Consider the following 21,472-nt stretch of genomic DNA (forward strand, 5'->3'; position numbering starts at 1 on the left):
CTCGCGATCGCAGGACGTCGAGTCCGATGGGGCCGGCTCCGAGCACGAGAGACACGACCGCGGCCGCATGCCGAGGGCGTGACACAAGTGGCAACGGTTGACCGTTGTGTCACGCCGAGAGAACGACGGCCGTCTGCTGCGGGCACGCGCACCCGATGACGCTGTGGCCTCGCCTCCGCCTCCGGCACACCTCGCTGCGCTCGGCGTACCTCCGGCTACAGCTCAGCCCACGGCCACAGCGTCATCGGGTCGGCCGTGGCCTCGCCTCCGCCTCCGGCACACCTCGCTGCGCTCGGCGTACCTCCGGCTACAGCTCAGCCCACGGCCACAGCGTCATCGGGTCGGCCGTGGCCTCGCCTCCGCCTCCGGCACACCTCGCTGCGCTCGGCGTACCTCCGGCTACAGCTCAGCCCACGGCCTCCATGACCTCGTCGGACACTTCGAAGTTCGCGAACACGTTCTGCACGTCCTCGCTGTCCTCGAGCGTGTCGATCAGCCGGAAGATCTTGCGGGCCGTGTCCTCGTCGAGCGGCACCGTGACCGACGGGATGAACGACGACTCGGCGGACTCGTAGTCCAAGCCGGCCGCCTGCACCGCCTTACGCACGGCCACCAGGTCGCTGGCCTCACTGCGTACCGCGAACGACTCGCCCAGGTCCTCGACCTCGTCAGCGCCGGCCTCGAGGACCGCCTCGAGCAGGTCGTCCTCGGTGAGCTCGCTGCCGTCCTGCTGCCGCGGCACCACGACGACACCCTTACGGTCGAACAGGTACGACACCGACCCGGGGTCGGCCATGGACCCGCCGTTGCGGTTCATGGCCGTGCGGACCTCGGACGTCGCCCGGTTGCGGTTGTCCGTCAGGCACTCGACCAGCACGGCCACGCCGTTCGGGCCGTAGCCCTCGTACATGATGGTCTGGTATTCGGCCGCGCCGGCCTCGGCACCGGAGCCCCGCTTGACGGCGCGTTCGATGTTGTCGTTCGGAACCGACGCCTTCTTCGCCTTCTGGATGGCGTCGTACAGCGTCGGGTTGCCGGCCGGGTCGCCGCCGCCGGTGCGGGCCGCCACTTCGACGTTCTTGATGAGCTTCGCGAAAAGCTTGCCCCGCTTGGCGTCGACCAGGGCCTTCTTGTGCTTCGTGGTCGCCCACTTGGAATGCCCGGACATGGGGCTAAGCCTCCTTCACGATATCGAGGAACAGCGCGTGGACACGCGCGTCAGCTGTCAACTCCGGATGGAAGGACGTCGCGAGCAACGCTCCGTGCCGGACCGCCACGATCCTACCCGCGTCCGGCCCGCCGGCCGTGGCCGAATCGGCCCGGTCGGTGGCCACCCTGGCGAGGATCTCGACGTCCGACCCGACCTTCTCGACCCACGGTGCGCGGATGAACACCGCGTGCAGAGGCGGTCCGTCCGCGAGCGCCGGGAAGTCCAGATCCGACTCGAACGAGTCGACCTGGCGGCCGAACGCGTTGCGGCGCACGACGATGTCCATCCCGCCGACGGTCTCCTGCCCCGTGACGCCACCCTCGAGCTGGTCGGCCAGCATGATCATCCCGGCGCAGGAGCCGAACGCGGGCATCCCCGCCGCCACCCGGCGGCGCAGCGGCTCGAGAAGGCCGAACGATCGGGTGAGGCGCCACATGGTGGTCGACTCCCCGCCGGGCAACACCAGCGCATCGACCCGGTCGAGCTCGTCCGCGGTGCGTACCGGCACCGTGCCGGCGCCGAGAGCGGCGAGCACACGCTGGTGTTCCCGGACGTCGCCCTGCAGGGCGAGCACGCCCACGACGGGTGTTGGCACGGTTCGGCAGACCTCTCGTCGAACATCAAGGGGGTTGACACCCCATTCTATCGGCCGGACAGCCTGCGAGAATGCGACCGGTTCCGTGTTGCTGTCCGACCAGGAGGTCCCTGTGCGTGTCGCCGTGTTCACCGGCTCGTCGTTCGGCCGGTCCGAGCAGTACACGAAGGCCTGCGTCGCCCTCGCCGAACACCTCGTCGCTCAGGACGTCGGCATCGTGTACGGCGGAGCCCATGTCGGTCTCATGGGCACGCTCGCCGACGCGGCCCTGCGCGCCGGCGGCGACGTCGTCGGCGTCATCCCGGACACGCTGGTCCAGGCCGAGATCGCGCACGGCGGGCTGACCGAGCTGCACGTCGTCGACTCGATGCACGAGCGCAAGGCGAAGATGGCCGCCGCCGCGGACGCGTTCGTCGCCCTTCCCGGCGGCCTCGGCACACTCGAGGAGCTGTTCGAGATCTGGACCTGGCAGCAGCTCGGGCTGCACCGGAAACCGGTCGCGGTGCTGAACACCGGTGGCTTCTGGGATCCATTGCTCGACGCGCTCGACAGGATGACCGCCGCAGGGTTCGTCAAGCCCGAGAATCGCGCGTCGCTGCTGGTCGTCGACGAGCCGGACGGCCTGCTCGACGCGTACGCGTCCTGGCAGGCACCTGTCGGCGACAAATGGAGCCCGTCACCGGCCACCGACGAACGACGGTGACGGCTGCCGAGCGGCTCACCGTCGTTCTCGACCCGCTCACGGCCGGGACGGAGACGGGATCGTTCGGCGCCCCGAGCGCCTGGCTCAGCCGTGCAGCGCCAGATACGGAGCCAACGCGAGCAGGACCACGACCAGCGCCAACTTGAGCCGGCGCGCGGGTAGCGCCCGCGCGACCCGCCACCCCACGAGGACGCCGACCAGTTCGGGCAGGCCGATGACCGTCGCGAGGGACCAGTCGACGGACCCGTCCAGCACATATCCCACGGTCCCGGTACCGGCGACGACGACGGATTGGACCTGGGCGGCGGCCAGTGACGTCAACACCGGGAATCCGAGCGCGACCAGCAGCGGCACCGCGAGCATCGGCCCGCCGACCCCGACGACACCACTCGCCGCGGCGACGACGAACCCCACCCCCGCCAGGACCGGCGTCGACCGGGCCCGGTGCACCCGGGAGCCTGCCGGTGGATCCGTGGCGGCGCTCGCCCGGCGCTCACGGTGCCACACCAGAACGGCCACCCAGACCATGAACCCGGCCAGCACGACACCGAAGGCCGACTCCGAGACCATGCCGTTGACCAGCACGCCCGTCGGGGTGCCGACGACCGCGGCGCCGGCCAGGACCAGTGCCGTCCGGCGGGTCCGGTGCTCACGTAGCTGACCGGATCTGGTGTAGGCGACGGTGCCGACGACGCCCGTGGCGACGTGCGTCACGATGGCCGTGCCCGCCACCTCCGCCGGCGCCGCGTCCGTCAGCGCGAACAGTCCGATGGTCGGCAGCACACCCCCGGGCCCGACGGCTGTGATACCGACTCCCCCGACGAGCCCGAACAGGGCGAGCAGGACGGTTACCGTCGTCGTCGATTCGATCATGCCCGGACGAGCGCACCCGTCCGCGACGGGCCGTCGGACGGACCGTCAGTCGACGGTCCGGGTGGCGCCGTCCCACCCGTGCTCGAGTAGCGCCGTGACGAGCGACGCGAGGGCGGGCGGGTAGATCGTCGTCTCGGTGGTGCTGAGTTCATCCACGTCCCACCACGCGATGTCGGCCACCGACGCGCGCTCGACCTCCGTCCATCCGTCGGTGCGCAGCGCCGTCCCGCCGTCCAGCCGGACGTGGAACAGCGCCTCGTGCTGACGGCACGGCCGGCCGAAGTACGTGAACTCGGCGTCGCGGACGGCCACCGGACCGGCGAGATCGTCCGGCGGTACGTCCAGTCCGCTCTCCTCGAACAGCTCGCGGGACGCCGCGGTGCGCTCGGACTCCCGCGGCTCGACCCCGCCGCCCGGGGTGAACCAGCGTGCCCTGGCGGAATCGTCGACGTCCACCCCGACCAGCAGCACCCGGCGGGCGGCGTCGACGACGATCACCCGCGCGGCGTCGCGTTCCCAGACACCGTCGTCGGCGAGACGCCACTCGGCGAAGACGGTGTCCGGGTCGATCGCGCTCATGCCGCGAGGTGTCCGGCGGTCACCAGCCCCGCTCGGCGAGCCGGTGCGGCTCGGGCACGTCCTCGACGTTGATGCCGACCATGGCGTCACCGAGTCCGCGCGAGACCTTCGCGACGGTGTCGGGGTCGTTGTAGAAGGTCGTGGCCTTGACGATGGCCTCCGCCCGACGCGCCGGATCGCCGGCCTTGAAGATGCCGGAGCCGACGAAGACGCCCTCGGCACCGAGCTGCATCATCATGGCGGCGTCGGCGGGCGAGGAGATGCCGCCGGCGGTGAACAGCACCACCGGGAGCTTGCCGGCCTGCGCGACCTCGTGGACCAGCTCGTACGGAGCCTGCAGCTCCTTGGCGGCCACGAACAGCTCGTCCTGCGGCAGCGACGTCAGCCGGGTGATCTCGTCGCGCAGCTTGCGCATGTGCGTGGTGGCGTTGGAAACGTCGCCGGTGCCGGCCTCGCCCTTGGAACGGATCATCGCCGCACCCTCGGTGATGCGCCGCAGCGCCTCGCCCAGGTTCGTGGCGCCACACACGAACGGCACGGTGAACTGCCACTTGTCGACGTGGTGTTCGTAGTCGGCGGGTGTCAGCACCTCGGACTCGTCGATGTAGTCGACGCCGAGGCTCTGCAGGATCTGGGCCTCGACGAAGTGCCCGATACGCGCCTTGGCCATGACCGGGATGGACACGGCGTCGACGATGCCGTCGATCAGGTCCGGATCGCTCATCCGTGCCACGCCGCCCTGCGCCCGGATGTCCGCCGGAACCCGCTCGAGCGCCATGACGGCGACGGCGCCGGCGTCCTCGGCGATGCGCGCCTGCTCGGGGGTGACGACATCCATGATGACGCCGCCCTTGAGCATCTCGGCCATCCCGCGCTTGACCCGGGCCGTGCCGGTGGCAGGGCTCGTGGCGGACGTGGCCTGGGTGGACTGCGGCTGTTCGGACACTGCGGCAACCTCGTGAGTCGATGGTGACGTGGTGGACTTGGCGCCTTCCATCCTACGTCGGCGGGAATGTCGCCCGCGTCGGAGGGAACGCCGCATGGCCCGTGAGGAGGCCCGTGCGTGCGTCACGGGCTACTCGCGGGTGGCGTCGAGGCCCTTCGGGACGCGGTCGTCGAGCTCGACGGTCTCGGGCATGGGGGCGTAGCCGGCCAGGCGCAGCCAGCGGACCAGAGCCTTGCGGCGCAGCCGCACGGCGCCGCGGACCAGCTCGTTGTGGAAGCGGCGGGCGTGCGCCGCCCGCTGGCACGCCATCGCCAGCTCGTCCAGGGCCGTCGCCGCGTCCGCATCGGCGCGCAGCTCGGACACGTCGTCGGGGTCGTCCATCACCGCCGTGAGCACGGCGGTGAGGTCGCTCTCGGCCTGGTCGCGCTCGTCGTCACCGGCGGTGCGCGCCCGCGACGCGGCATCGGCGAGGATCACCGACGTCGCCGGGTCCATCAGCCCGGACGAGGCCAGCTCGAGCACGGCGCCGGAGCGGCGCAGGTACTCGGCGTCGAGCACGGCCCGCGCGGCGTCGATGCGGGCGTGCCGCCGGTCCAGCCTGCCGGCCGTCCACGACAGGTACACCCCGAGCACTGCCAGCACGGCGATGATGACGAACAGCAGTTCCACGGCACCCGCCTCTTACGTCCCGGACAGCCGGGACGTCCCCGACTCCGGAGTCATCGCCACCGCCATGTCGTACACCGCCAGTACCTCGTCGGTGATGCGGGACCAGTCGTAGCGGCGCACGCCCACCGACGCGGCCTGCCGGTACCGGTCGCGCAGCGCCGGGTCACCGAGCATTTCGACCGCTTTGCGGCCCAGCGCCTCGGCGTCGCCGACCGGGACCAGCGCCCCCAGCCGGCCGCCGTCCAGCACGACACGGAACGCCTCGAGGTCGCTGGCCAGCACCGGCGCGCCGGCGGCCATGGCCTCGGCGAGGACGATGCCGAACGACTCGCCACCGATGTGCGGGGCGATGTAGATGTCGCTGCTGGCGAGCATGGCCGCCTTGTCCTCGTCGCTGACACCGCCGAGGAACTCGACCGCGTCGCGGTGCCGCTCCGGGATGCCGGAGCGGATCTCGTCGATCTCGCCGCGCCCGGCCACGAGCAGCCGCGAGTCCGGGAACGCGTCGTGAATGGCCGGCCATGCTTCGAGCAGGATCTGCAGCCCCTTGCGCGACTCGTCCAGCCGGCCCAGGAACGACATCGTCCCGTCCGGTGACCACCAGTCCGGGCGCGCGGGCACGTTGAAGCGGTCGACGTAGAGCCCGTTCGGGATCAGCACCGCGTCGCCGCCCAGGTGATGCACGAGCGTGCGGCGCGCCTCCTCGGACACCGCGATGTGCGCGGTGAGCTTCTCGAACGCCGACTGCAGGATGCCGTGCGCGGCGCTCATCGCCCGGGACCGGCGCTGCGCGGAGTGCGACGTCGCGACCACGGGGGCGTCGGCCCACCACATGGCGAGCATGCCCAGGCTCATCGACGCCGGCTCGTGCACGTGGACGACGTCGAACTCGCCGTCGACGAGCCACCTGCGAACGCGTGCCGCGACCCTGGGGCCGAAGCTCACCCGTGCGACCGAGCCGTTGTACGGGATGGACACCGGCCGGCCGACAGTGACGACGTACGGCGGCAGGTCGTCGCTGTCGTCGCCGGGCGCCAGGACCGACACGGTGTGCCCGCGCCGCTGCAACTCCTCGGCGAAGTCGCGGATGTGGATCTGCACGCCTCCGGGGACGTCCCAGGCGTACGGGCACGCGATGCCGATCTTCATCGTGTCACCGGCTCGGCGCGGCGGGGATCGTCCGGTTCGAGATCGGCCAGGAACAGCCGCTGGGTCATGTGCCAGTCCTCCGGATGCGCCCGGATCCCCGCCTCGAACGCGTTCGCGATCTGCTGCGTCATGACGGCAAGACGGTCCCGTGGCTGCTCGGGGATGTCGATGCGTTCGTGGAATTTGACGACCAACCGGTGGCCGGGTTCGCGTCCCTCGTACGAGAGCGTGACCGGAACCAGGTCGGCGCCGGTGCGCAGGGCGAGCATCGCGCTGCCCGCCGGCATCCGGGTGGCCTGCCCGAACAGCGTGACCCCCACGCCGCGACGCGAGAGGTCGCGTTCTGCCGGCAGGCACACCAGGCCGCCGCCGTGCAGATGGTTGGCGAGCGAGCCCATGATGTCGCCGTCGCCCCCGGTCAGCGGCAGCACCGTCATACCGAGCGCTTCGCGGTAGCTCACGAACCGCTCGAACAGCCGTTCCGGGCGCAGCCGCTCGGCCACCGTGGCCAGCCGCGCACCGGTCAGGCACGCCCAGGCGCCGGCCCAGTCCCAGTTGCCCATGTGCGGCAGCGGCACGATGACGCCGCGGCCGGCGGCCAGGGGCTCGCGGAGCCGTTCCTCGTTGACGGTGCGCACACTGTCGATGATGCGCTCGTGCCGCCATTCCGACATGCGGAACGCGTCGCACCAGTACCGCATGTACGAGCGCGCCCCGGCGCGGGTGAGCTCACGCAGCTCGCTCGGGCTCCAGTCGTTCACCCGCGCGAGGTTCATCTCGAGCCGGCGCACCGACGGGCTGCGCCGGCGCCACGACAGGTCCGCGATGGCACGGAAGCTCGCGTACGCAGCGCGTTCGGGCATGTTCTGCACGGCCGACCAGCCGGTGCTGTACAGCCAGAGTTGCCGTTGCTCGCTGAACGCGCTCATTCGTGGGTCACCTGTCGTCGCACCTCACGAACACGCTGGTACACGGTCCACACGCTGGCGGCCGCCAACAACCAGAGTACGACCTCCAGGACCGCGACGGGCAGATCGAACCATCCGACCAGCCCGGTCGTCACGAGAACCGCCAGCAACCGGTCGGCGCGTTCGGCGATGCCCCCGCCCGCGGTGTAGCCGAGACTCTCGGCACGGGCCTTGGCGTAGGACACCACCGCCCCGAACGAGAGACAGACGATCAGCAGCGCCACCATCCGCATGTTGTCGCCGGTGCCGGCGAACCACATCGCCAGGGCGCCGAAGATCGCCGCGTCGGCGACCCGGTCGAGCACCGAGTCGAGGAAGGCCCCCCATCGGCTGGTACGACCCGAGAGCCGGGCCATGATGCCGTCGACGTTGTCGGCGAACACGAACGCCGTGATCACCAGGGTCCCCCACAAGAACTCGCCCCGCGGGTAGAAGCCGACGGCCCCGCCGACGACGCCGAGGGTGCCGAGAACCGTGACGGCGTCCGGGCCGATGCCCAGGCGGAGCAGCCCACGCGCGGTCGGGGTGAGGATGCGGGTCCAGTAGACCCGCGTGTACTTGTCGAGCATCGCCGTCCGTTCGATGTCTGCTTGGGTTCCACTCGGATGTCAACCGTGTGGATGGGCGCCCCGACCGGCAAAGCTGGCCGCCCGGCGTCGCCATGCTACTGATGTCGAGTGGCTGGTCCTTGCGCATCCCGGCTTCGGGCACCAAAGTGGCCTTCACCACACGGCTCGCGACGGCGGCCGCTGTCGTTGGCCGGACAGGCACGGACCAGGGGGCGGCGCAACGGCGCGCAGGCACGCCCGCACGGCGCCGCCGCGGAAGCTGGAGGCTGGCGCCATGGCGACACGCAACGTGACAGGGGGGCCGGCCGAGTCCGGCGCACCATCGGCCGACGAGCTCGACGTCCGCAACGTCGTTCTCGTCGGCCACGCCGGATCAGGCAAGACGACACTGGTCGAGGCGCTGCTGTTCGCCTCGGGCACGATCCACCGCACCGGCACCATCGTGGACGGCACCACGGTCAGTGACCACGACGACACCGAGATCCGCCAGCAGCGCTCGGTCAACCTGTCGGTGGCGCCGCTCGTGCACGACCAGGTCAAGATCAATCTGCTGGACACACCCGGATACGCCGACTTCGTCGGCGAGCTGCGCGCGGGCCTGCGGGCGGCGGACTGCGCGCTGTTCGTCGTCTCGACGGCGGAGCCACTGGACGGCGCGACCCGGCTGCTGTGGGACGAGTGCACCGCCGTCGACATGCCGCGTGCGGTCGTTCTCACCAAGCTCGACCATCCCCGCTCGGACTACGAGGGAACGCTCGCCGCGGTGCGCGAGGCGCTTGGCGACAAGGCACTCCCGCTGTACCTGCCCACCGCGCACGCCGGCGAGGCGAACGTGCCCACAGCACTGATCGGCATGCTCAGCGGGCGGGTGTTCGACTACGCGTCCGGTTCACGGGCGGAACGCGACCCGGACGCCGACGAGTCCGCGCGGCTCGCCGCGGCGCGTGGCGAGCTGATCGAGGGCGTCATCGAGGAGTCCGAGGACGAGACCCTGATGGACCGGTACCTCGCCGGCGACGAGATCGACCCGAACGTGTTGATCGACGACCTGGAGCGGGCGGTGGCGCGGGGGTCGTTCCACCCGGTCGTCCCGGTGTGCGCCGACACCGGCCTGGGCACGCAGGAGCTCCTCGAGGTGATGGCGGGGGCGTTCCCGTCGCCGGCCGAGCACCCGATGCCGGACGTGACCACGGTCGGCGGCCGCCAGCGCACGGACCTGAGCTGCGACCCGTCCGGGCCGATGATGGCCGAGGTCGTCAAGACGACCTCCGACCCGTACGTCGGCCGCCTCAGCCTCGTGCGCGTGTTCTCCGGCTCGCTGCGCCCGGACGCCACCGTGCACGTCAGCGGGCACTTCCTGACCGAGCGCGGGCACGAGGAGCACGACGAGGACGAACGGATCGGCGCGTTGTCGTGCCCGCTCGGCAAGACGCAGCGCACGGTCGCCTCGGCGCGCGCCGGCGACATCGTCGCGGTCGCGAAGCTCTCACGCGCCGAGACCGGCGACACGTTGTCCGGCGTCGACGATCCGTTGCTCATGCGGCCGTGGACGATGCCCGATCCGCTGTTGCCGGTCGCCGTGGTGCCGCGTGCCAAGGCGGACGAGGACAAGCTCTCGCAGGGGCTGACGCGGCTCGCCGCCGAGGACCCGACGCTGCGCATCGAGAACAACCCCGAGACGCACCAGCTCGTGCTGTGGACGATGGGCGAGGCGCACGCCGACGTGGTCATCGAGCGCCTCGTCGCACGGTTCGGTGTCCACGTCGACCGGGTCGACCTGCGGGTTCCGCTGCGCGAGACCCTCTCCGGGCACGGTGCCGGGCGCGGCAAGCACGTGAAACAGACCGGCGGGCACGGGCAGTACGCCGTCTGCGAGATCGAGGCCGAGCCGTTGCCGGAGGGGTCCGGGTTCGAGTTCGTCGACAAGGTCGTCGGCGGCGCGGTGCCGCGCCAGTTCATTCCGTCGGTCGAGAAGGGCGTCCGGGCGCAGATGGAGCGCGGCACCAGCGCGGCGGCCTACCCGATGGTCGACATCCGGGTGACGCTGGTCGACGGCAAGGCGCACAGCGTCGACTCGTCGGACATGGCGTTCCAGACCGCGGGCGGTCTCGCCCTGCGCGAGGCGGCCGCGGCCGCGGGGGTGAGCCTGCTCGAGCCGCTGGACGAGGTCGGCATCATGGTTCCGGACGACTACGTCGGCACCGTCATGGGTGACCTCGCGGGCAGGCGCGGCCGCGTGCTGGGCACCGAGTCGGTGGGTCTCGGCCGCACCGTCGTGCGCGCGGAGGTGCCGCAGACCGAGATCGTGCGCTACGCCGTCGACCTGCGCGCGATGAGCCACGGCACCGGCACCTTCACCCGCCACTACGCCCGCTACGAGCCGATGCCGCGCACGATCGCCGACAAGCTCCTCACCGCCTGACCGCTTGCCCTGAGATTGACCACGTTCACCATGGAATTCCATGCGTCACCACCCGTACAGGCCTCGTGACGCGTGCACTCGCCTTGTGATGGCCGGCTACGGCGTCACTTCGGCCAGTGCGCGGTGAGCAGTTCCCGGGTCTCGCCGAGCAGTTGCGGCATGATCTTGGTGTCGTCGAGGACGGTCATGAAGTTCGCGTCGCCGCCCCACCGTGGCACGACGTGCTGATGCAGGTGAGCCGACAGCGACCCGCCGGACACGCCGCCGAGGTTGATGCCGACGTTGAAACCGTGCGGGTTCGACGCCGCCTTGATGGCCCGGATCGCGTCCTGGGTCATGGTGGTCACCTCCAGCGTCTCGGCGTCGGTCAGCGCCTCGAACTCGCCGACGTGCCGGTAGGTGACCACCATCAGGTGCCCGGGGTTGTACGGATGTAGGTTCAGCACCGAATAGGTCGTGGCGCCGCGGGCCAGCACCAGCGCGTCGTCGTCCGGCAACGTCGGGATGCGGCACAGCGGGCAGCTGTCGTCGCCGTCGCCCGACTCGCCCGCCGAACCGGGCTCGCCCTTGATGTAGGCCATCCGGTACGGCGTCCACAGCCGCTGCAGCCGATCGGACACACTCACCCCTCGATCAACGTTCGTACAGCATCCGGGACGGGCAGGACGTGCCGCAGCCCGTCGACCTCGCCGAAGGCCTTGTCCGCCGAGATGAGTGCTCTCGCTCCGATCGACGTCGCGGCTGCCGCCAAGACCGCGTCGAATGCGCCCAGCCGTTCTGTCTGGCGGTAGATCGTGAGACCTGTGCGAAGATCGCGTTCCTCGACATGGATCAAAGGTGCCAGCGCGTCGGCGACGGCGCTGGCAAGCGACGCCGCGTCCTGGCGTCCACGCCGCCGGGCGCGGACGTGGGCGAACTCCTGGACCACCTCGACCGTCGTGGTCGCGGCCAACTTGCCGTCGCGTACGGCCTCGACGATCCGCCGGCACGGTTCACGGTACGGATGATCCGTCCCGACGGCGTACACGAGGACTGTGGTGTCGAGAACGATCACGCTCGGTGGCCTCGCAACTCGTCCAACTCCTCGAGCAGTTCGTCGACGTCCGGGACCTCCATACTGCTCGCGTCGAGCAGCCTGCGGGCTGCATCCGATCGATGTGTCTCAGTGTCCGGCAGTCCGCGGTCGATCGCCTCCCGGACCACCGTAGCCACGGAGACATGGCGGGCCTGCGCGATCGCAACGACACGCTCGTGTCGCTCGTCGTCGAGCAGGATCTGCAGCCGGTGCCTCAGAGACATGCACATACATTAGCATGTGTAGTAAATGGTCGGGTATCACACCTGGATACGGCGTTGGACGGCGTCCACGATCTCGGCCACCGCGTCGGCCACCGACACACCGTTGTTCTGCGTGCCGTCTCGGTACCGGAACGACACCGCGTCCTTCGCGACGTCGTCGTCGCCGGCGATGAGCATGTACGGCACCTTCTGCTTCTGCGCGGTGCGGATCTTCTTCTGCATCCGGTCGTCGGACGTGTCGACCTCGACGCGGATGCCGTGCTCGGCGAGCTTGTCGGCGACGTCGCGCAGATGCGGGACGTGCTCGTCGGCGATCGGGATGCCCACCACCTGCACCGGCGCCAGCCAGGGCGGGAACGCGCCGGCGTAGTGCTCGAGCAGGATGCCGAAGAACCGCTCGATGGACCCGAACAGCGCACGGTGGATCATGTACGGGCGCTGCCGGCTGCCGTCGGCGGCGGTGTACTCGGCGTCCAGCCGGGTCGGCATCTGCAGATCGACCTGCAGCGTCGAGAGCTGCCAGCTGCGGCCGATGGCGTCGGTGACGTGCACGTCGATCTTCGGGGCGTAGAACGCTCCGTCGCCTTCGTTGACGACGTACTCGACGCCGGCCTGCTTCAGCGCCGCCTCGAGCGCCGCCTCGGCCTCGTTCCAGTCCTCGATCTCGCCGACGAACTTCTCCGGGCGGGTGGACAGCTCGGCGCGGAACTCGGACAGGCCGTAGTCGCGCAACAGCCCCAGTACGAACTGCAACAGGCTCGCCAGCTCGTCGGCCAGCTGGTCCGGGGTGCAGTAGATGTGCGAGTCGTCCTGGGTGAACCCGCGCGAGCGGGCCAGGCCGTGCACGACACCGGAGCGCTCGTACCGGTACACCATGCCGAACTCGAACAGCCGCAGCGGCAGCTCACGGTACGACCGGCCGCGCGCGTTGAAGATCATGGTGTGCATCGGGCAGTTCATCGGCTTCAGGTAGTAGTCCTGACCCTGCCTGCGCAGGTTGCCCGCGCTGTCGTGCTCGGCGTCGACGTGCACCGGCGGATACAGGTCGTCCTTGTAGAAGTGCAGGTGGCCCGAGTTCTCGAAGAGGGTCTCCTTGGTGATGTGCGGGGTGTAGACGAACTCGTAGCCGGCCGCCTCGTGGCGCAGCCGCGAGTACTCCTCCATCACCCGCCGCACGACACCGCCCTTCGGGTGCCACACCGCCAGGCCCGAGCCGATCTCCTCCGGGAACGAGAACAGGTCGAGCTCCGCCCCGAGCCTGCGATGGTCGCGCTTCTCGGCCTCGGCCAGGAAATCCAGGTAGGCCTTGAGCGCGTCCTTGCTCTCCCACGCGGTCCCGTAGATCCGCTGCAGCTGGCGGTTCTTCTCGTCGCCACGCCAGTAGGCCGCGGCCACCCGCATCAGCGTGAACGCCGGGATGTGCCGGGTGGTCGGTAGGTGCGGGCCACGGCACAGGTCGCCCCAGGCCCGCTCGCCGCCGCGACGCACGTTGTCGTAGACGGTCAGCTCGCCGGCACCGACCTCGGCGGAAGCTCCTTCCGCGGCTTCTGCCGCTCCGCCCTTCAACCCGATCAGTTCGAGCTTGTACGGCTCCCCCGCCAGTTCCGCCGCCGCGTCGTCGTCGGAGACGGGCCGCCGGACGAAGGCCTGCCGCTCCTTGACGATCTGCTGCATCTTCTTCTCGATGCGCTTGAGATCGTCCGGGTGGAACGGTTCGGCGACGTCGAAGTCGTAGTAGAAGCCGTTCTCGACCGGGGGCCCGATGCCGAGCTTCGCGTCCGGATACAGCTCCTGCACCGCCTGCGCCAAGACGTGGGCGGTGGAGTGGCGCAGGATGGCGCGTCCGTCGACGGAGCCGATCTCGACCGGCTCGACGGTGTCGCCGTCGGCCAGCTCTCGGCTGAGATCGACCAGCGTCTCGCCCACCCGCGCCGCGATCACCTCCGGCGCGTCGAAGAGGTCGCCGGCCGTCGTGCCCGCAGCCACCTGTCGCTCGTTGCCGGCGACGACGATGCGGATCTGATCGGACACGACTACTCCTCGAAAGACGGAACGCACATGGTTGTTCGAACGAAGCGATGGTACCCGGGCGCTCTCGCGCGCCGCACCGGCATTCAGGGCAGGCGGGCCGACTCGCTGACCCGGGCCGCGACGGCGTCGGCGAAGCGCGCCGGTGCGGCGGCGTCGTGGTCCAGGAACAGGCTGGGCTCGGTCAGTTCGACCTCGAGCACGACCGGCGCGCCGTCCGCTCCGGGGATCATGTCGACGCGCGCGTACAGCAGGTCCGCACCATCAGCCGGCAACGCGTCCAGCGTCCGCCGCGCGAGGTCCAGCTCGGCGGACGACGGGTTACGCGCGTCGATCTGCTCGGGGCGGAACAGCTCACCACTGCCCTGGTCCGGGCCGTCCAGCATCGGCCCCTTGCGGATCGCGTGGCTGAACCGGCCGCCGAGGTACAGCACGGCGGTCTCGCCGGCCTCGTCCACCGCGGCGAGATACGGCTGCAGCATCACCGTCCTGCCCTGCGCGGTCAGCCGTTCAACGTGCGCTGCTGCCAGCTCGCGGTGCGCGGACTCGTCCAGCCGGTAGCGGCCGGTGTCGAGCGAGCCCGCGCCGACGGCCGGCTTGACGACGTACTCGCCGTCCGCCGGCAGCGCGACCGCCTCGCCCGGGTCGACCCAGGTGGTCGGGACGACCGGCACGCCGGCGGCGGCGAGCTCGCGCAGGTAGGTCTTGTCGGTGTTCCACTCGACCAGCTCGGCCGGGTTGGCCAGGCTGGGCACGTGACGCGCCCACGCCAGGAACTCGTCGCGCCGGCGCGCGTAGTCCCACGTCGACCGGAGTACGACCAGGTCGAAGGAGGCCCAGTCGGCCTCGGCGTCGTCCCACGGGACGGGCGTCGCATCGATGCCACGTTCGCGCAGCGGTTCCAGCAGCAGGGCGTCGTCGTCCTGCAGGTCCGGCATCTGCGCGCACGTGGCGAGAGCAACCCGGGTCATCGCGGTCCTTCCGGTCGGTCTGCGTCGCGCACGACGGTACCGAACCCGCGTGCCGACCATCGGTGGGCTGCCGACCATTGACGGACGGCCGTCGTGTGCGGTAGGCCACTGTCGATCGGCACGTCAGCGGCTTTTCGGAAACCATCGCGGGTCCAGCGGCTGAGCAGCCGGCAAGGGGGGATCACCATGGGTGTCGCCAGCACGCGGTACACACGGATCATCGCGGTCGCGGCCACGGGCCTGCTCGTCACGGCGACCGCTCAGGCGGCGAGTGCACAGCAGGAACCGGACCACGGCTCCGCCGGGCACCAGCCACGGGTGCAGGTCGTCGCCAGCGGACTCGATGCGCCGCGCGGCCTGAGTTTCGCGCCACACGGCGCGCTCTACGTGGCCGAGGCCGGCACGGGCGGCGCCGGCCCGTGCGCTTCCGGTCCGGAAGGCGACGAGGTGTGCTTCGGCGAGACCGGGGCCGTCACGGTGCTCTGGCGCGGCGAACAACGGCGGGTGGTGGACGACCTGCCGTCCCTCGCGGACGAAGCACAGTTCGCGGTGACCGGTCCGCACGATGTCGCGTGGAGTGCGCGCGGGCTGGTCGTCCCGATCGGGCTCGGCGCCGACCCCGCCGGACGGGCGGCCTTCGGCGACGACGGCGCGGCACTGGGCACCGTGGTCCGGGTCGACCGTGCGGGCTCGTGGGCACCGATCGCCGATCTCGCGGGGTTCGAGGCCGACAACGACCCGGACGCCGGCCGGCCGGGCGTCGAGCACCCGGACAGCAACCCGTTCAGCGTCGTCGTCCACGGCGACAGGGTGACCGCGGTCGATGCCGGCGGGAACTCGGTGCTCCGGTTCGCTCAGCACGGTGCTGCCGACGACGTCGGCCTGGTGACCACGCTGCCGTTCCGCTTCGAGGACGCCCCGTCGTTCCTCGGCCTGCCTCCGGGCACGCAGATCCCGATGCAGCCGGTGCCGACGGGCCTCACCCGGCACCGCGGCGACTACTACGTGGGCCAGCTCACCGGGTTCCCCTTCCCCGTTGGCGGCGCCAACGTCTATCGGGTGAACGAAGGCTCCGAGCCGTCGGTGTACGCCAGCGGGTTCACCAACATCATCGACGTCGCCTTCGACCGGCAGGGCCGCCTGCTGGTGCTGGAGATGTTCACCGGCGGCCTGCTGGGTGCCGAGGAGGACCCGAGCGGCGCGCTGTGGCGGGTCGACCGGGACGGCGAGAAGACGCTCGTCGCCGACGGCAGCGACGGCCTGCTCGCGCCGGGCGGTGTCGCGGTGGCGCGGGACGGGTCGTACTACGTCACCAACAAGACCGTCTTCGGCGACGGCGCGGGCGAGGTCCTGCGGATCCGTCCGTAACTGCGGCGTCCACACCGGCATCGACGCCGACCTCGGCGTACGCTGCCGGTGTGGACGACGAAGATCGCATCGCAGTGTTCCTGGACTACGAGAACCTCGCCATCGGCGCTCGGGAGAACCTCGGCGGGATGGACTTCGATGTCCGCCCGATCTCCGACGCCCTCGCCGAGCGCGGGCGGGTCGTGGTCCGGCGCGCGTACGCGGACTGGTCGTACTTCGACGAGGACCGCCGGATGCTCACCCGGTCACACGTCGAGCTGATCGAGATGCCGCAGCGCATGGGGGCGTCGCGGAAGAACGCCGCGGACATCAAGATGGCCGTCGACGCGGTCGAGCTGGCCTTCGTCCGCGACTACGTGTCGACGTTCGTCGTCTGTACCGGCGACAGCGACTTCACGCCGCTCGTGCACAAGCTGCGCGAGCTGAACAAGAGCGTGATCGGCGTCGGCATCCGCGCGTCGACGTCGGCGCTGCTGCCGCCCGCGTGCGACGAGTTCCTCTACTACGACGACCTGGAGGGCATCGAACAGCCCGGGCCCGTGCGCCCGTCCGCCCGGCGCTCGCGACAGACTCCGCCGCCCGCCGAGCCCGAGGCCCCGGCAGCGGCCGAACCCCCGGAGGCGCAGGACGCGCAGGAGGCCCGTGACCTCGACGCCCTCGCCGTCCTGGTGGCGCAGACCATGTCCGGTCTCGAGCGCGCCGGCGGCCAGGTCACCGCGTCAACGTTGAAACGCACCCTCGTGCGTAAGGATCCCACGTTCAACGAAGCGGCCTACGGGTTCCGTGCGTTCGGTGAGCTGCTGCGTCACCTGGCCGAACGGCAGGTCGTCGAGCTGACCGAAGGACCCACGAAAGGTGACCCCGGGGTGTTGCTGCCTGCGCTCGACGGGCAGGAGGAGGCGTTCGGCCTGCTCCGTTCGGTGGTGCAGGACCTCATCGACAGGAACGGCAGAGCCGGCCTGTCCGGCCTGAAGAACCAGATCCGGCGGGTCCGGCCCGCCTTCAGCGAGAAGAAGCTCGGGTACCGCAGCTTCCTGCAGTTCTGCCGCGCTGCCGACACGAACGGCACCATCCGCCTCGAGTGGGACGACGACGCCGAGGACCACGTTCTGACCATCCCGGCCCCGTCCTGAACCTCCTGGCCCGGACATCTCGCCGTCCGGCTTGCAGTGGTGTGGCGCCACTGGGGCTCGCACGCCAGCAACCCGGCACCGTTGATCCGGCAGACCGTCGGCATCGGGTGACCTGCCGGGACATGGTTGGTGGGCGATGCTGGGTTCGAACCAGCGACCTCTTCGGTGTGAACGAAGCGCTCTCCCGCTGAGCTAATCGCCCGGGCGCGTGCAGAACTGTACCGCACTCCGGCCGCGGATCCGAAACGCCCCGAACGCTTCGCGTTGCGGACGTGCCGAATTGGGCCGACACTACTGCCGGAGTATCCGACGTAGCGTCACCCGCCGATCACCGCGGCGGCCTACCGGCAAAGGACGGCCATGCACGCGTCGACCATCTCGTACCCGCTGGCCCTTCGTCTGCTCGACGGCGTGGACGACGACCGCTACATCCAGGCCGAACTGCGTTATCGCACCGGCGATCCGGTCGCGGTGACCGCCGTGTTCGACACCGCCGGCCACGAGCCGGTGCCGTGGGTCTTCGCCCGCGACCTGCTCAGCGGCGGACTGGACGAGCCGACGGGCGACGGCGACATCCGGGTGTGGCCCGGCCTGGACGGGCACGGCACCCGCACCGTTCGGTTCCGGCTGCGCTCACCGGACGGTGACGCACTGCTCGAGGCCCCGGCGCACGCCGTCGAGGATTTCCTGATCCAGACGTGGTCGCTGGTCCCGACCGGCGCCGAGGGACGCCTGCTCGGCATCGACGCGCTGCTTGACTCGTTGCTCAACCGAACGTGACGCTCCGCTCACGCCGATGGCTGTTGTGCAGCACGCACCCGTGGTTTACGGTCAGCTGCACCCATGACCCCCGGCATACGAGGTAGGAGCCTGTGACCTTCAGCCACGACGTCGAACACTCCCTCGGCGTCGTCGTCGATCTGGTGAACTCCGACCCCGAGAGCGGCGGCGGCGAGCAGCTGCCCGACCTCGCCGCGCTCCGGGCGTTCGTCGACAACCACCGGATCAGCGACGTGAACACGTTGACCGAGGCCGACCTGCGGGCCGTGCACGCGCTGCGGCCCCGGTTACGCGCGGTCTTCCGGGCCGACGGCACGGCCGCCGCGGCCGCGCTGGTGAACGAGCTGCTGCGAGACGCCACCATGTGTCCCCGGCTCACCGACCACGACGGCTACGACTGGCACATCCACTATTTCGCGCCGGGCTCCGCCCCGGCCGACCACCTACTCACCGACGGGGGCATGGCGCTGTCGTTCGTCGTGGTCGCCGGCGAGCACGAGCGGCTGCAGGTGTGCTCCGCGCCGGACTGCCGGCGGGTGCTGGTCGACCTGTCCCGCAACCGTTCGAAGCGCTACTGCGACAGCCGCACCTGCGGCAACCGCCTGCACGTCGCCGCCTACCGCGAGCGACAACGCGCCGCAGCCGTGTAGGCCGCGGGCGCGAGGCCGCCGCACCTCAGGGGTCGAGGTCCGCGGCGCTGCGCTCGGCGAACGTCGCGGCGATGCGCGCCGTGACCGGCCCGGGAGCTGGCAGGTCACGGCGCCGGGTGTCGCCGCGCACCGACTCGACCGCCTGCACGTCGCGGGTGCTCGACGTCAGGAAGATCTCCTCGGCGCTGTTCAGGACGTCGAGGTCGAGGTCGGTCTCGGTGGCTTCGGTCCATTCCAGGACCAGCGCCCGCGTGACACCGGCCAGGCATCCGGACGACAGCGACGGCGTCAGCGCCTGCCCGTCGACGACGACGAAGACGTTGCTCCCGGTGCCTTCGCACAACCGGTCGCGCGTGTCGGCGAACAGCGCCTCGCTGGCGCCGGCCGCGTGCGCCCGGGCCAGAGCCACCACGTTCTCGCCGTACGACGTCGTCTTCAGGCCGGTGACCGCGCTGCGCTCGTTGCGCCGCCACGGGACCACCGCGACCGGCGTGGTGGCGGGCATGTCGGCGGCAGCCGCGATGGCGACCACGAGGGTCGGTCCCGCGTCGCCACGCTGTGAGCCCAGCGGCGAGGGCCCGCCGGTGTAGGTGATCCGGAGCCGGTGCATCGCCTGACCGCGTGCCTGCGCGGCGACCTCCGTACAGGCCTTGCGGACGATCTCGGCGTCCGGCCGCGGCAGGCCGAGCCCGGTCGCCGAGCGCTCCAGCCGCGCGATGTGCCGGCTCAGCGCAAACGGCACGCCGTCGACCACCTTCGCGGTCTCGAAGACGCCGTCGCCGACCGTGAGGCCGTGGTCGAAAACACTGACCCGCGCCTCGGACTCCTCGATCAGTTCACCGTTCAGCCATATGAGCACGAGGCCAAGCCTACGAGCCGTTCGGCCTTGAGCTCCGTCTCGGCCCACTCCTTCTCGGGGTCCGAGCCCCACGTGATGCCGGCCCCGGTGCCGAACCGGAGCATCCCGTCGTCGGCCCAGAACGTGCGGATGCCGACGGCGAGCTCGCCTTCGCCGGTGTCGGCGTCGACCCAGCCGACGGCGCCGCAGTAGGGACCGCGCGCGGCGGGCTCCAGGTCGGTGATGGCGCGCAGCGCACTGGACTTCGGCGCGCCCGTCACCGACCCCGGCGGGAACGTGGCGTCGAACAGCTCGGGCCAACCGGCCCCGGGCCGCAGGGTCCCGGAGACCGTCGACACGAGGTGCACCAGCCCGGGGTGGTGTTCCACGCTCAGCAGCGCGTCCACCGCGATGCTCCCGGTGACGCACACGCGGGAGAGGTCGTTGCGGACCAGGTCCACGATCATCACGTTCTCGGCGGAGTCCTTGGGCGACAGGTCGGCGAACGTGCGGCCGGTGCCCTTGATCGGAGACGACACCACGTGGTCGCCCGAACGTCGCAGGAACAGCTCCGGCGACGCGGTCGCGACGCGCAATCCGGGGACGTCGATCAGCCCGGCATGTGGCGCCGTGTGCCGGGCCTGCAGCAGTGCCGCGAGCGGCGCCAGGCCGCCGTCCGGCTCGGGCAGTGCGGCGGACATCACCCGGCAGACGTTCACCTGGTACACCGTCCCCGCGGCGATCATCTCGCGCACCGCGCGGACGGCTCCGACGTATCCGTGCTGGTCCAGCGAGGTCGACCAGTCCTGTGGCCGCGGGCCGCGCCACGGCGGCTGCTCCGGCAGCGGGCGCCGTTCCCATCGATCGAACCGGGCGCAGGTGACCGCTCCCTCGAACGTCACGACGACGGCCCATCGGCCCGAACGCTCGAGTACGGACGGGTCGTGCGACACCTCCGTCAGGCCCGTTGCCAGCTGTCCGCCGAGGTGTGCGAGCCCTCCGTCGGTTTTCATGCGCCCCTCCACGACGCGCGACGCTACCGCGTTTGGATCTGGCGGCCCCGATGGGCTAATGTTTCACCCGCACCGCGGTTCGGGGCACCGGGCCGGGTGAGCACGCGGACGTGGCGCAGCGGTAGCGCATCACCTTGCCAAGGTGAGGGTCGCGGGTTCGAATCCCGTCGTCCGCTCGGAGCGAGGCCTCCCGGCCTCATCTCGGTGGAGTGGCCGAGAGGCGAGGCAACGGCCTGCAAAGCCGTCTACACGGGTTCAAATCCCGTCTCCACCTCGGCAACAGTACGGGCGATTAGCTCAGTGGGAGAGCGCTACCTTGACACGGTAGAGGTCGCTGGTTCAATCCCAGCATCGCCCACCACATTGCTGTGGTCAGCCCCGGCTCCGGCCGGGGCTTTCGTTTTCATTTCCGCTCCGGGCAAAACGCCCGCAGTAGCGGCCTACCGACAGCACGAGACTGCGGCGGTTCACCTCGGCGGCGCGACCGTCACGGATCCGGCGGCTCAGCCGGCGGATGGATCCGCTTTCCAGGCCGCCTCCGATGTCCAAGCGGCGCCGACTTCGATACCGCCACGTGCGCCGAAGGGCGAACGCATCCTCCGAAGTGCAGCTGCCGGTATCGAAGTCAGTCGGTCTAGGCGTTCTCCGTCGTAGGCACGTGTGGCTTCGTGGTCTGACGTAACGCAGGGAGGCCGTTCGAGGCCGTTGA

At 70.7% G+C, this 21,472-nt stretch carries 22 protein-coding genes and 4 tRNA genes; 9 read left to right on the forward strand and 17 right to left on the reverse strand.

Annotation, left to right across the window (positions count from 1 at the left end; all coding sequences use genetic code 11):
* Positions 1–406 precede the first annotated feature (406 nt).
* Complete coding sequence (locus tag CLV30_RS22570; protein ID WP_106539508.1) at positions 407–1,168, reverse strand: YebC/PmpR family DNA-binding transcriptional regulator; 762 nt, start codon at positions 1,166–1,168, stop codon at positions 407–409.
* A 4-nt stretch (positions 1,169–1,172) separates the two neighbouring features.
* The gene (pdxT, locus tag CLV30_RS22575; RefSeq protein ID WP_106539509.1) at positions 1,173–1,805 is read right to left on the reverse strand and encodes a pyridoxal 5'-phosphate synthase glutaminase subunit PdxT; all 633 of its coding nucleotides are present in this window, start codon (positions 1,803–1,805) and stop codon (positions 1,173–1,175) included.
* A gap of 112 nt (positions 1,806–1,917) precedes the next feature.
* Between pdxT and CLV30_RS22580 the strand changes: the two genes are divergently transcribed.
* A complete protein-coding gene (locus CLV30_RS22580) occupies positions 1,918–2,508 on the forward strand; it encodes an LOG family protein (RefSeq protein WP_106539510.1) in 591 nt (196 codons plus the stop codon).
* 84 nt (positions 2,509–2,592) lie between these two features.
* Here the strand turns inward: CLV30_RS22580 and CLV30_RS22585 are convergent, their stop codons facing one another.
* From CLV30_RS22585 to pgsA, 7 genes are all read right to left on the reverse strand, one after another.
* A complete protein-coding gene (locus CLV30_RS22585) occupies positions 2,593–3,381 on the reverse strand; it encodes a sulfite exporter TauE/SafE family protein (protein ID WP_106539511.1) in 789 nt (262 codons plus the stop codon).
* Between the two features lie 45 nt (positions 3,382–3,426).
* Positions 3,427–3,960 (reverse strand): NUDIX hydrolase, encoded by a 534-nt coding sequence (locus tag CLV30_RS22590; protein WP_106539512.1) that lies wholly within the window; start codon positions 3,958–3,960, stop codon positions 3,427–3,429.
* Between the two features lie 19 nt (positions 3,961–3,979).
* Positions 3,980–4,957, reverse strand: coding sequence for a pyridoxal 5'-phosphate synthase lyase subunit PdxS (pdxS, locus tag CLV30_RS22595; protein ID WP_205740782.1), 978 nt, complete (start codon positions 4,955–4,957; stop codon positions 3,980–3,982).
* Positions 4,958–5,035: 78 nt separating this feature from the next.
* On the reverse strand, positions 5,036–5,575 hold the full coding sequence (locus CLV30_RS22600) for a hypothetical protein (protein WP_106539514.1): 540 nt from the start codon (positions 5,573–5,575) through the stop codon (positions 5,036–5,038).
* A gap of 12 nt (positions 5,576–5,587) precedes the next feature.
* Positions 5,588–6,724, reverse strand: a complete 1,137-nt coding sequence (locus CLV30_RS22605; RefSeq protein ID WP_106539515.1) for a glycosyltransferase family 4 protein — start codon at positions 6,722–6,724, stop codon at positions 5,588–5,590.
* A complete protein-coding gene (locus CLV30_RS22610; RefSeq protein ID WP_106539516.1) occupies positions 6,721–7,653 on the reverse strand; it encodes a phosphatidylinositol mannoside acyltransferase in 933 nt (310 codons plus the stop codon). Before CLV30_RS22610 ends, CLV30_RS22605 begins: the two co-directional genes overlap by 4 nt.
* On the reverse strand, positions 7,650–8,261 hold the full coding sequence (gene pgsA / locus CLV30_RS22615) for a phosphatidylinositol phosphate synthase (RefSeq protein WP_106539517.1): 612 nt from the start codon (positions 8,259–8,261) through the stop codon (positions 7,650–7,652). Before pgsA ends, CLV30_RS22610 begins: the two co-directional genes overlap by 4 nt.
* A gap of 274 nt (positions 8,262–8,535) precedes the next feature.
* Here pgsA and CLV30_RS22620 point away from each other — a divergent pair, with 274 nt between their 5' ends.
* On the forward strand, positions 8,536–10,683 hold the full coding sequence (locus CLV30_RS22620; protein WP_106539518.1) for an elongation factor G-like protein EF-G2: 2,148 nt from the start codon (positions 8,536–8,538) through the stop codon (positions 10,681–10,683).
* Between the two features lie 104 nt (positions 10,684–10,787).
* On the opposite strand, the gene CLV30_RS22625 is transcribed toward CLV30_RS22620, so the two are convergent.
* The 5 genes from CLV30_RS22625 to CLV30_RS22645 all read right to left on the reverse strand — a co-directional run bounded on the left by CLV30_RS22625 (position 10,788) and on the right by CLV30_RS22645 (position 14,981).
* Positions 10,788–11,303 (reverse strand): HIT family protein, encoded by a 516-nt coding sequence (locus CLV30_RS22625; RefSeq protein ID WP_276319999.1) that lies wholly within the window; start codon positions 11,301–11,303, stop codon positions 10,788–10,790.
* Between the two features lie 2 nt (positions 11,304–11,305).
* Complete coding sequence (locus CLV30_RS22630; protein WP_106539519.1) at positions 11,306–11,737, reverse strand: type II toxin-antitoxin system VapC family toxin; 432 nt, start codon at positions 11,735–11,737, stop codon at positions 11,306–11,308.
* The gene (locus CLV30_RS22635; RefSeq protein ID WP_106539520.1) at positions 11,734–11,988 is read right to left on the reverse strand and encodes an antitoxin; all 255 of its coding nucleotides are present in this window, start codon (positions 11,986–11,988) and stop codon (positions 11,734–11,736) included. The genes CLV30_RS22630 and CLV30_RS22635 overlap by 4 nt, the downstream gene beginning before the upstream one ends.
* 30 nt (positions 11,989–12,018) lie before the next feature.
* Complete coding sequence (thrS, locus tag CLV30_RS22640) at positions 12,019–14,013, reverse strand: threonine--tRNA ligase (protein ID WP_205740780.1); 1,995 nt, start codon at positions 14,011–14,013, stop codon at positions 12,019–12,021.
* 83 nt (positions 14,014–14,096) lie between these two features.
* Positions 14,097–14,981 (reverse strand): ATP-grasp domain-containing protein, encoded by an 885-nt coding sequence (locus tag CLV30_RS22645; RefSeq protein WP_106539522.1) that lies wholly within the window; start codon positions 14,979–14,981, stop codon positions 14,097–14,099.
* A gap of 186 nt (positions 14,982–15,167) precedes the next feature.
* Between CLV30_RS22645 and CLV30_RS22650 the strand changes: the two genes are divergently transcribed.
* Positions 15,168–16,349 (forward strand): ScyD/ScyE family protein, encoded by a 1,182-nt coding sequence (locus tag CLV30_RS22650; protein ID WP_106539523.1) that lies wholly within the window; start codon positions 15,168–15,170, stop codon positions 16,347–16,349.
* Between the two features lie 50 nt (positions 16,350–16,399).
* On the forward strand, positions 16,400–17,482 hold the full coding sequence (locus CLV30_RS22655) for a PIN domain-containing protein (RefSeq protein ID WP_106539524.1): 1,083 nt from the start codon (positions 16,400–16,402) through the stop codon (positions 17,480–17,482).
* A gap of 127 nt (positions 17,483–17,609) precedes the next feature.
* On the opposite strand, the gene CLV30_RS22660 is transcribed toward CLV30_RS22655, so the two are convergent.
* Positions 17,610–17,684, reverse strand: a tRNA-Val gene (locus CLV30_RS22660).
* Between the two features lie 158 nt (positions 17,685–17,842).
* Between CLV30_RS22660 and CLV30_RS22665 the strand changes: the two genes are divergently transcribed.
* Entirely contained in the window at positions 17,843–18,262 is a 420-nt protein-coding gene (locus tag CLV30_RS22665) for an SsgA family sporulation/cell division regulator (RefSeq protein WP_106539525.1), read from the forward strand.
* Positions 18,263–18,354: 92 nt separating this feature from the next.
* Positions 18,355–18,912 carry a CGNR zinc finger domain-containing protein gene (locus CLV30_RS22670; RefSeq protein WP_106539526.1) on the forward strand — a complete coding sequence of 186 codons (558 nt, stop codon included), beginning with the start codon at positions 18,355–18,357 and terminating at the stop codon, positions 18,910–18,912.
* A 25-nt stretch (positions 18,913–18,937) separates the two neighbouring features.
* Here the strand turns inward: CLV30_RS22670 and CLV30_RS22675 are convergent, their stop codons facing one another.
* Positions 18,938–19,771 (reverse strand): aminotransferase class IV, encoded by an 834-nt coding sequence (locus CLV30_RS22675; RefSeq protein ID WP_106539527.1) that lies wholly within the window; start codon positions 19,769–19,771, stop codon positions 18,938–18,940.
* Positions 19,756–20,763, reverse strand: a complete 1,008-nt coding sequence (locus CLV30_RS22680) for a chorismate-binding protein (RefSeq protein WP_106539528.1) — start codon at positions 20,761–20,763, stop codon at positions 19,756–19,758. The genes CLV30_RS22675 and CLV30_RS22680 overlap by 16 nt, the downstream gene beginning before the upstream one ends.
* 104 nt (positions 20,764–20,867) lie before the next feature.
* Between CLV30_RS22680 and CLV30_RS22685 the strand changes: the two genes are divergently transcribed.
* The 3 genes from CLV30_RS22685 to CLV30_RS22695 all read left to right on the forward strand — a co-directional run bounded on the left by CLV30_RS22685 (position 20,868) and on the right by CLV30_RS22695 (position 21,124).
* Positions 20,868–20,939: transfer RNA gene (locus tag CLV30_RS22685), tRNA-Gly, on the forward strand.
* 27 nt (positions 20,940–20,966) lie between these two features.
* Positions 20,967–21,037, forward strand: a tRNA-Cys gene (locus tag CLV30_RS22690).
* Positions 21,038–21,049: 12 nt separating this feature from the next.
* Positions 21,050–21,124 (forward strand) — tRNA-Val (locus CLV30_RS22695).
* The last annotated feature ends 348 nt before the right edge of the window (positions 21,125–21,472 follow it).

The organism is Haloactinopolyspora alba (assembly GCF_003014555.1).
Lineage (GTDB): Bacteria > Actinomycetota > Actinomycetes > Jiangellales > Jiangellaceae > Haloactinopolyspora > Haloactinopolyspora alba.

Excerpts from the sequence above, each read along its gene's own strand:
- CLV30_RS22635 (WP_106539520.1), bottom strand. The coding sequence starts at position 11,988 with ATGTGCATGTCTCTGAGGCACCGGCTGCAGATCCTGCTCGACGACGAG.
- CLV30_RS22645 (WP_106539522.1), bottom strand. The coding sequence starts at position 14,981 with ATGACCCGGGTTGCTCTCGCCACGTGCGCGCAGATGCCGGACCTGCAG.
- pgsA (WP_106539517.1), bottom strand. The coding sequence starts at position 8,261 with ATGCTCGACAAGTACACGCGGGTCTACTGGACCCGCATCCTCACCCCG.
- CLV30_RS22605 (WP_106539515.1), bottom strand. The coding sequence starts at position 6,724 with ATGAAGATCGGCATCGCGTGCCCGTACGCCTGGGACGTCCCCGGAGGC.
- CLV30_RS22590 (WP_106539512.1), bottom strand. The coding sequence starts at position 3,960 with ATGAGCGCGATCGACCCGGACACCGTCTTCGCCGAGTGGCGTCTCGCC.
- pdxS (WP_205740782.1), bottom strand. The coding sequence starts at position 4,957 with ATGGAAGGCGCCAAGTCCACCACGTCACCATCGACTCACGAGGTTGCC.
- CLV30_RS22620 (WP_106539518.1), top strand. The coding sequence starts at position 8,536 with ATGGCGACACGCAACGTGACAGGGGGGCCGGCCGAGTCCGGCGCACCA.
- CLV30_RS22585 (WP_106539511.1), bottom strand. The coding sequence starts at position 3,381 with ATGATCGAATCGACGACGACGGTAACCGTCCTGCTCGCCCTGTTCGGG.
- CLV30_RS22610 (WP_106539516.1), bottom strand. The coding sequence starts at position 7,653 with ATGAGCGCGTTCAGCGAGCAACGGCAACTCTGGCTGTACAGCACCGGC.
- CLV30_RS22650 (WP_106539523.1), top strand. The coding sequence starts at position 15,168 with ATGGGTGTCGCCAGCACGCGGTACACACGGATCATCGCGGTCGCGGCC.
- CLV30_RS22680 (WP_106539528.1), bottom strand. The coding sequence starts at position 20,763 with ATGAAAACCGACGGAGGGCTCGCACACCTCGGCGGACAGCTGGCAACG.
- CLV30_RS22665 (WP_106539525.1), top strand. The coding sequence starts at position 17,843 with ATGCACGCGTCGACCATCTCGTACCCGCTGGCCCTTCGTCTGCTCGAC.
- CLV30_RS22570 (WP_106539508.1), bottom strand. The coding sequence starts at position 1,168 with ATGTCCGGGCATTCCAAGTGGGCGACCACGAAGCACAAGAAGGCCCTG.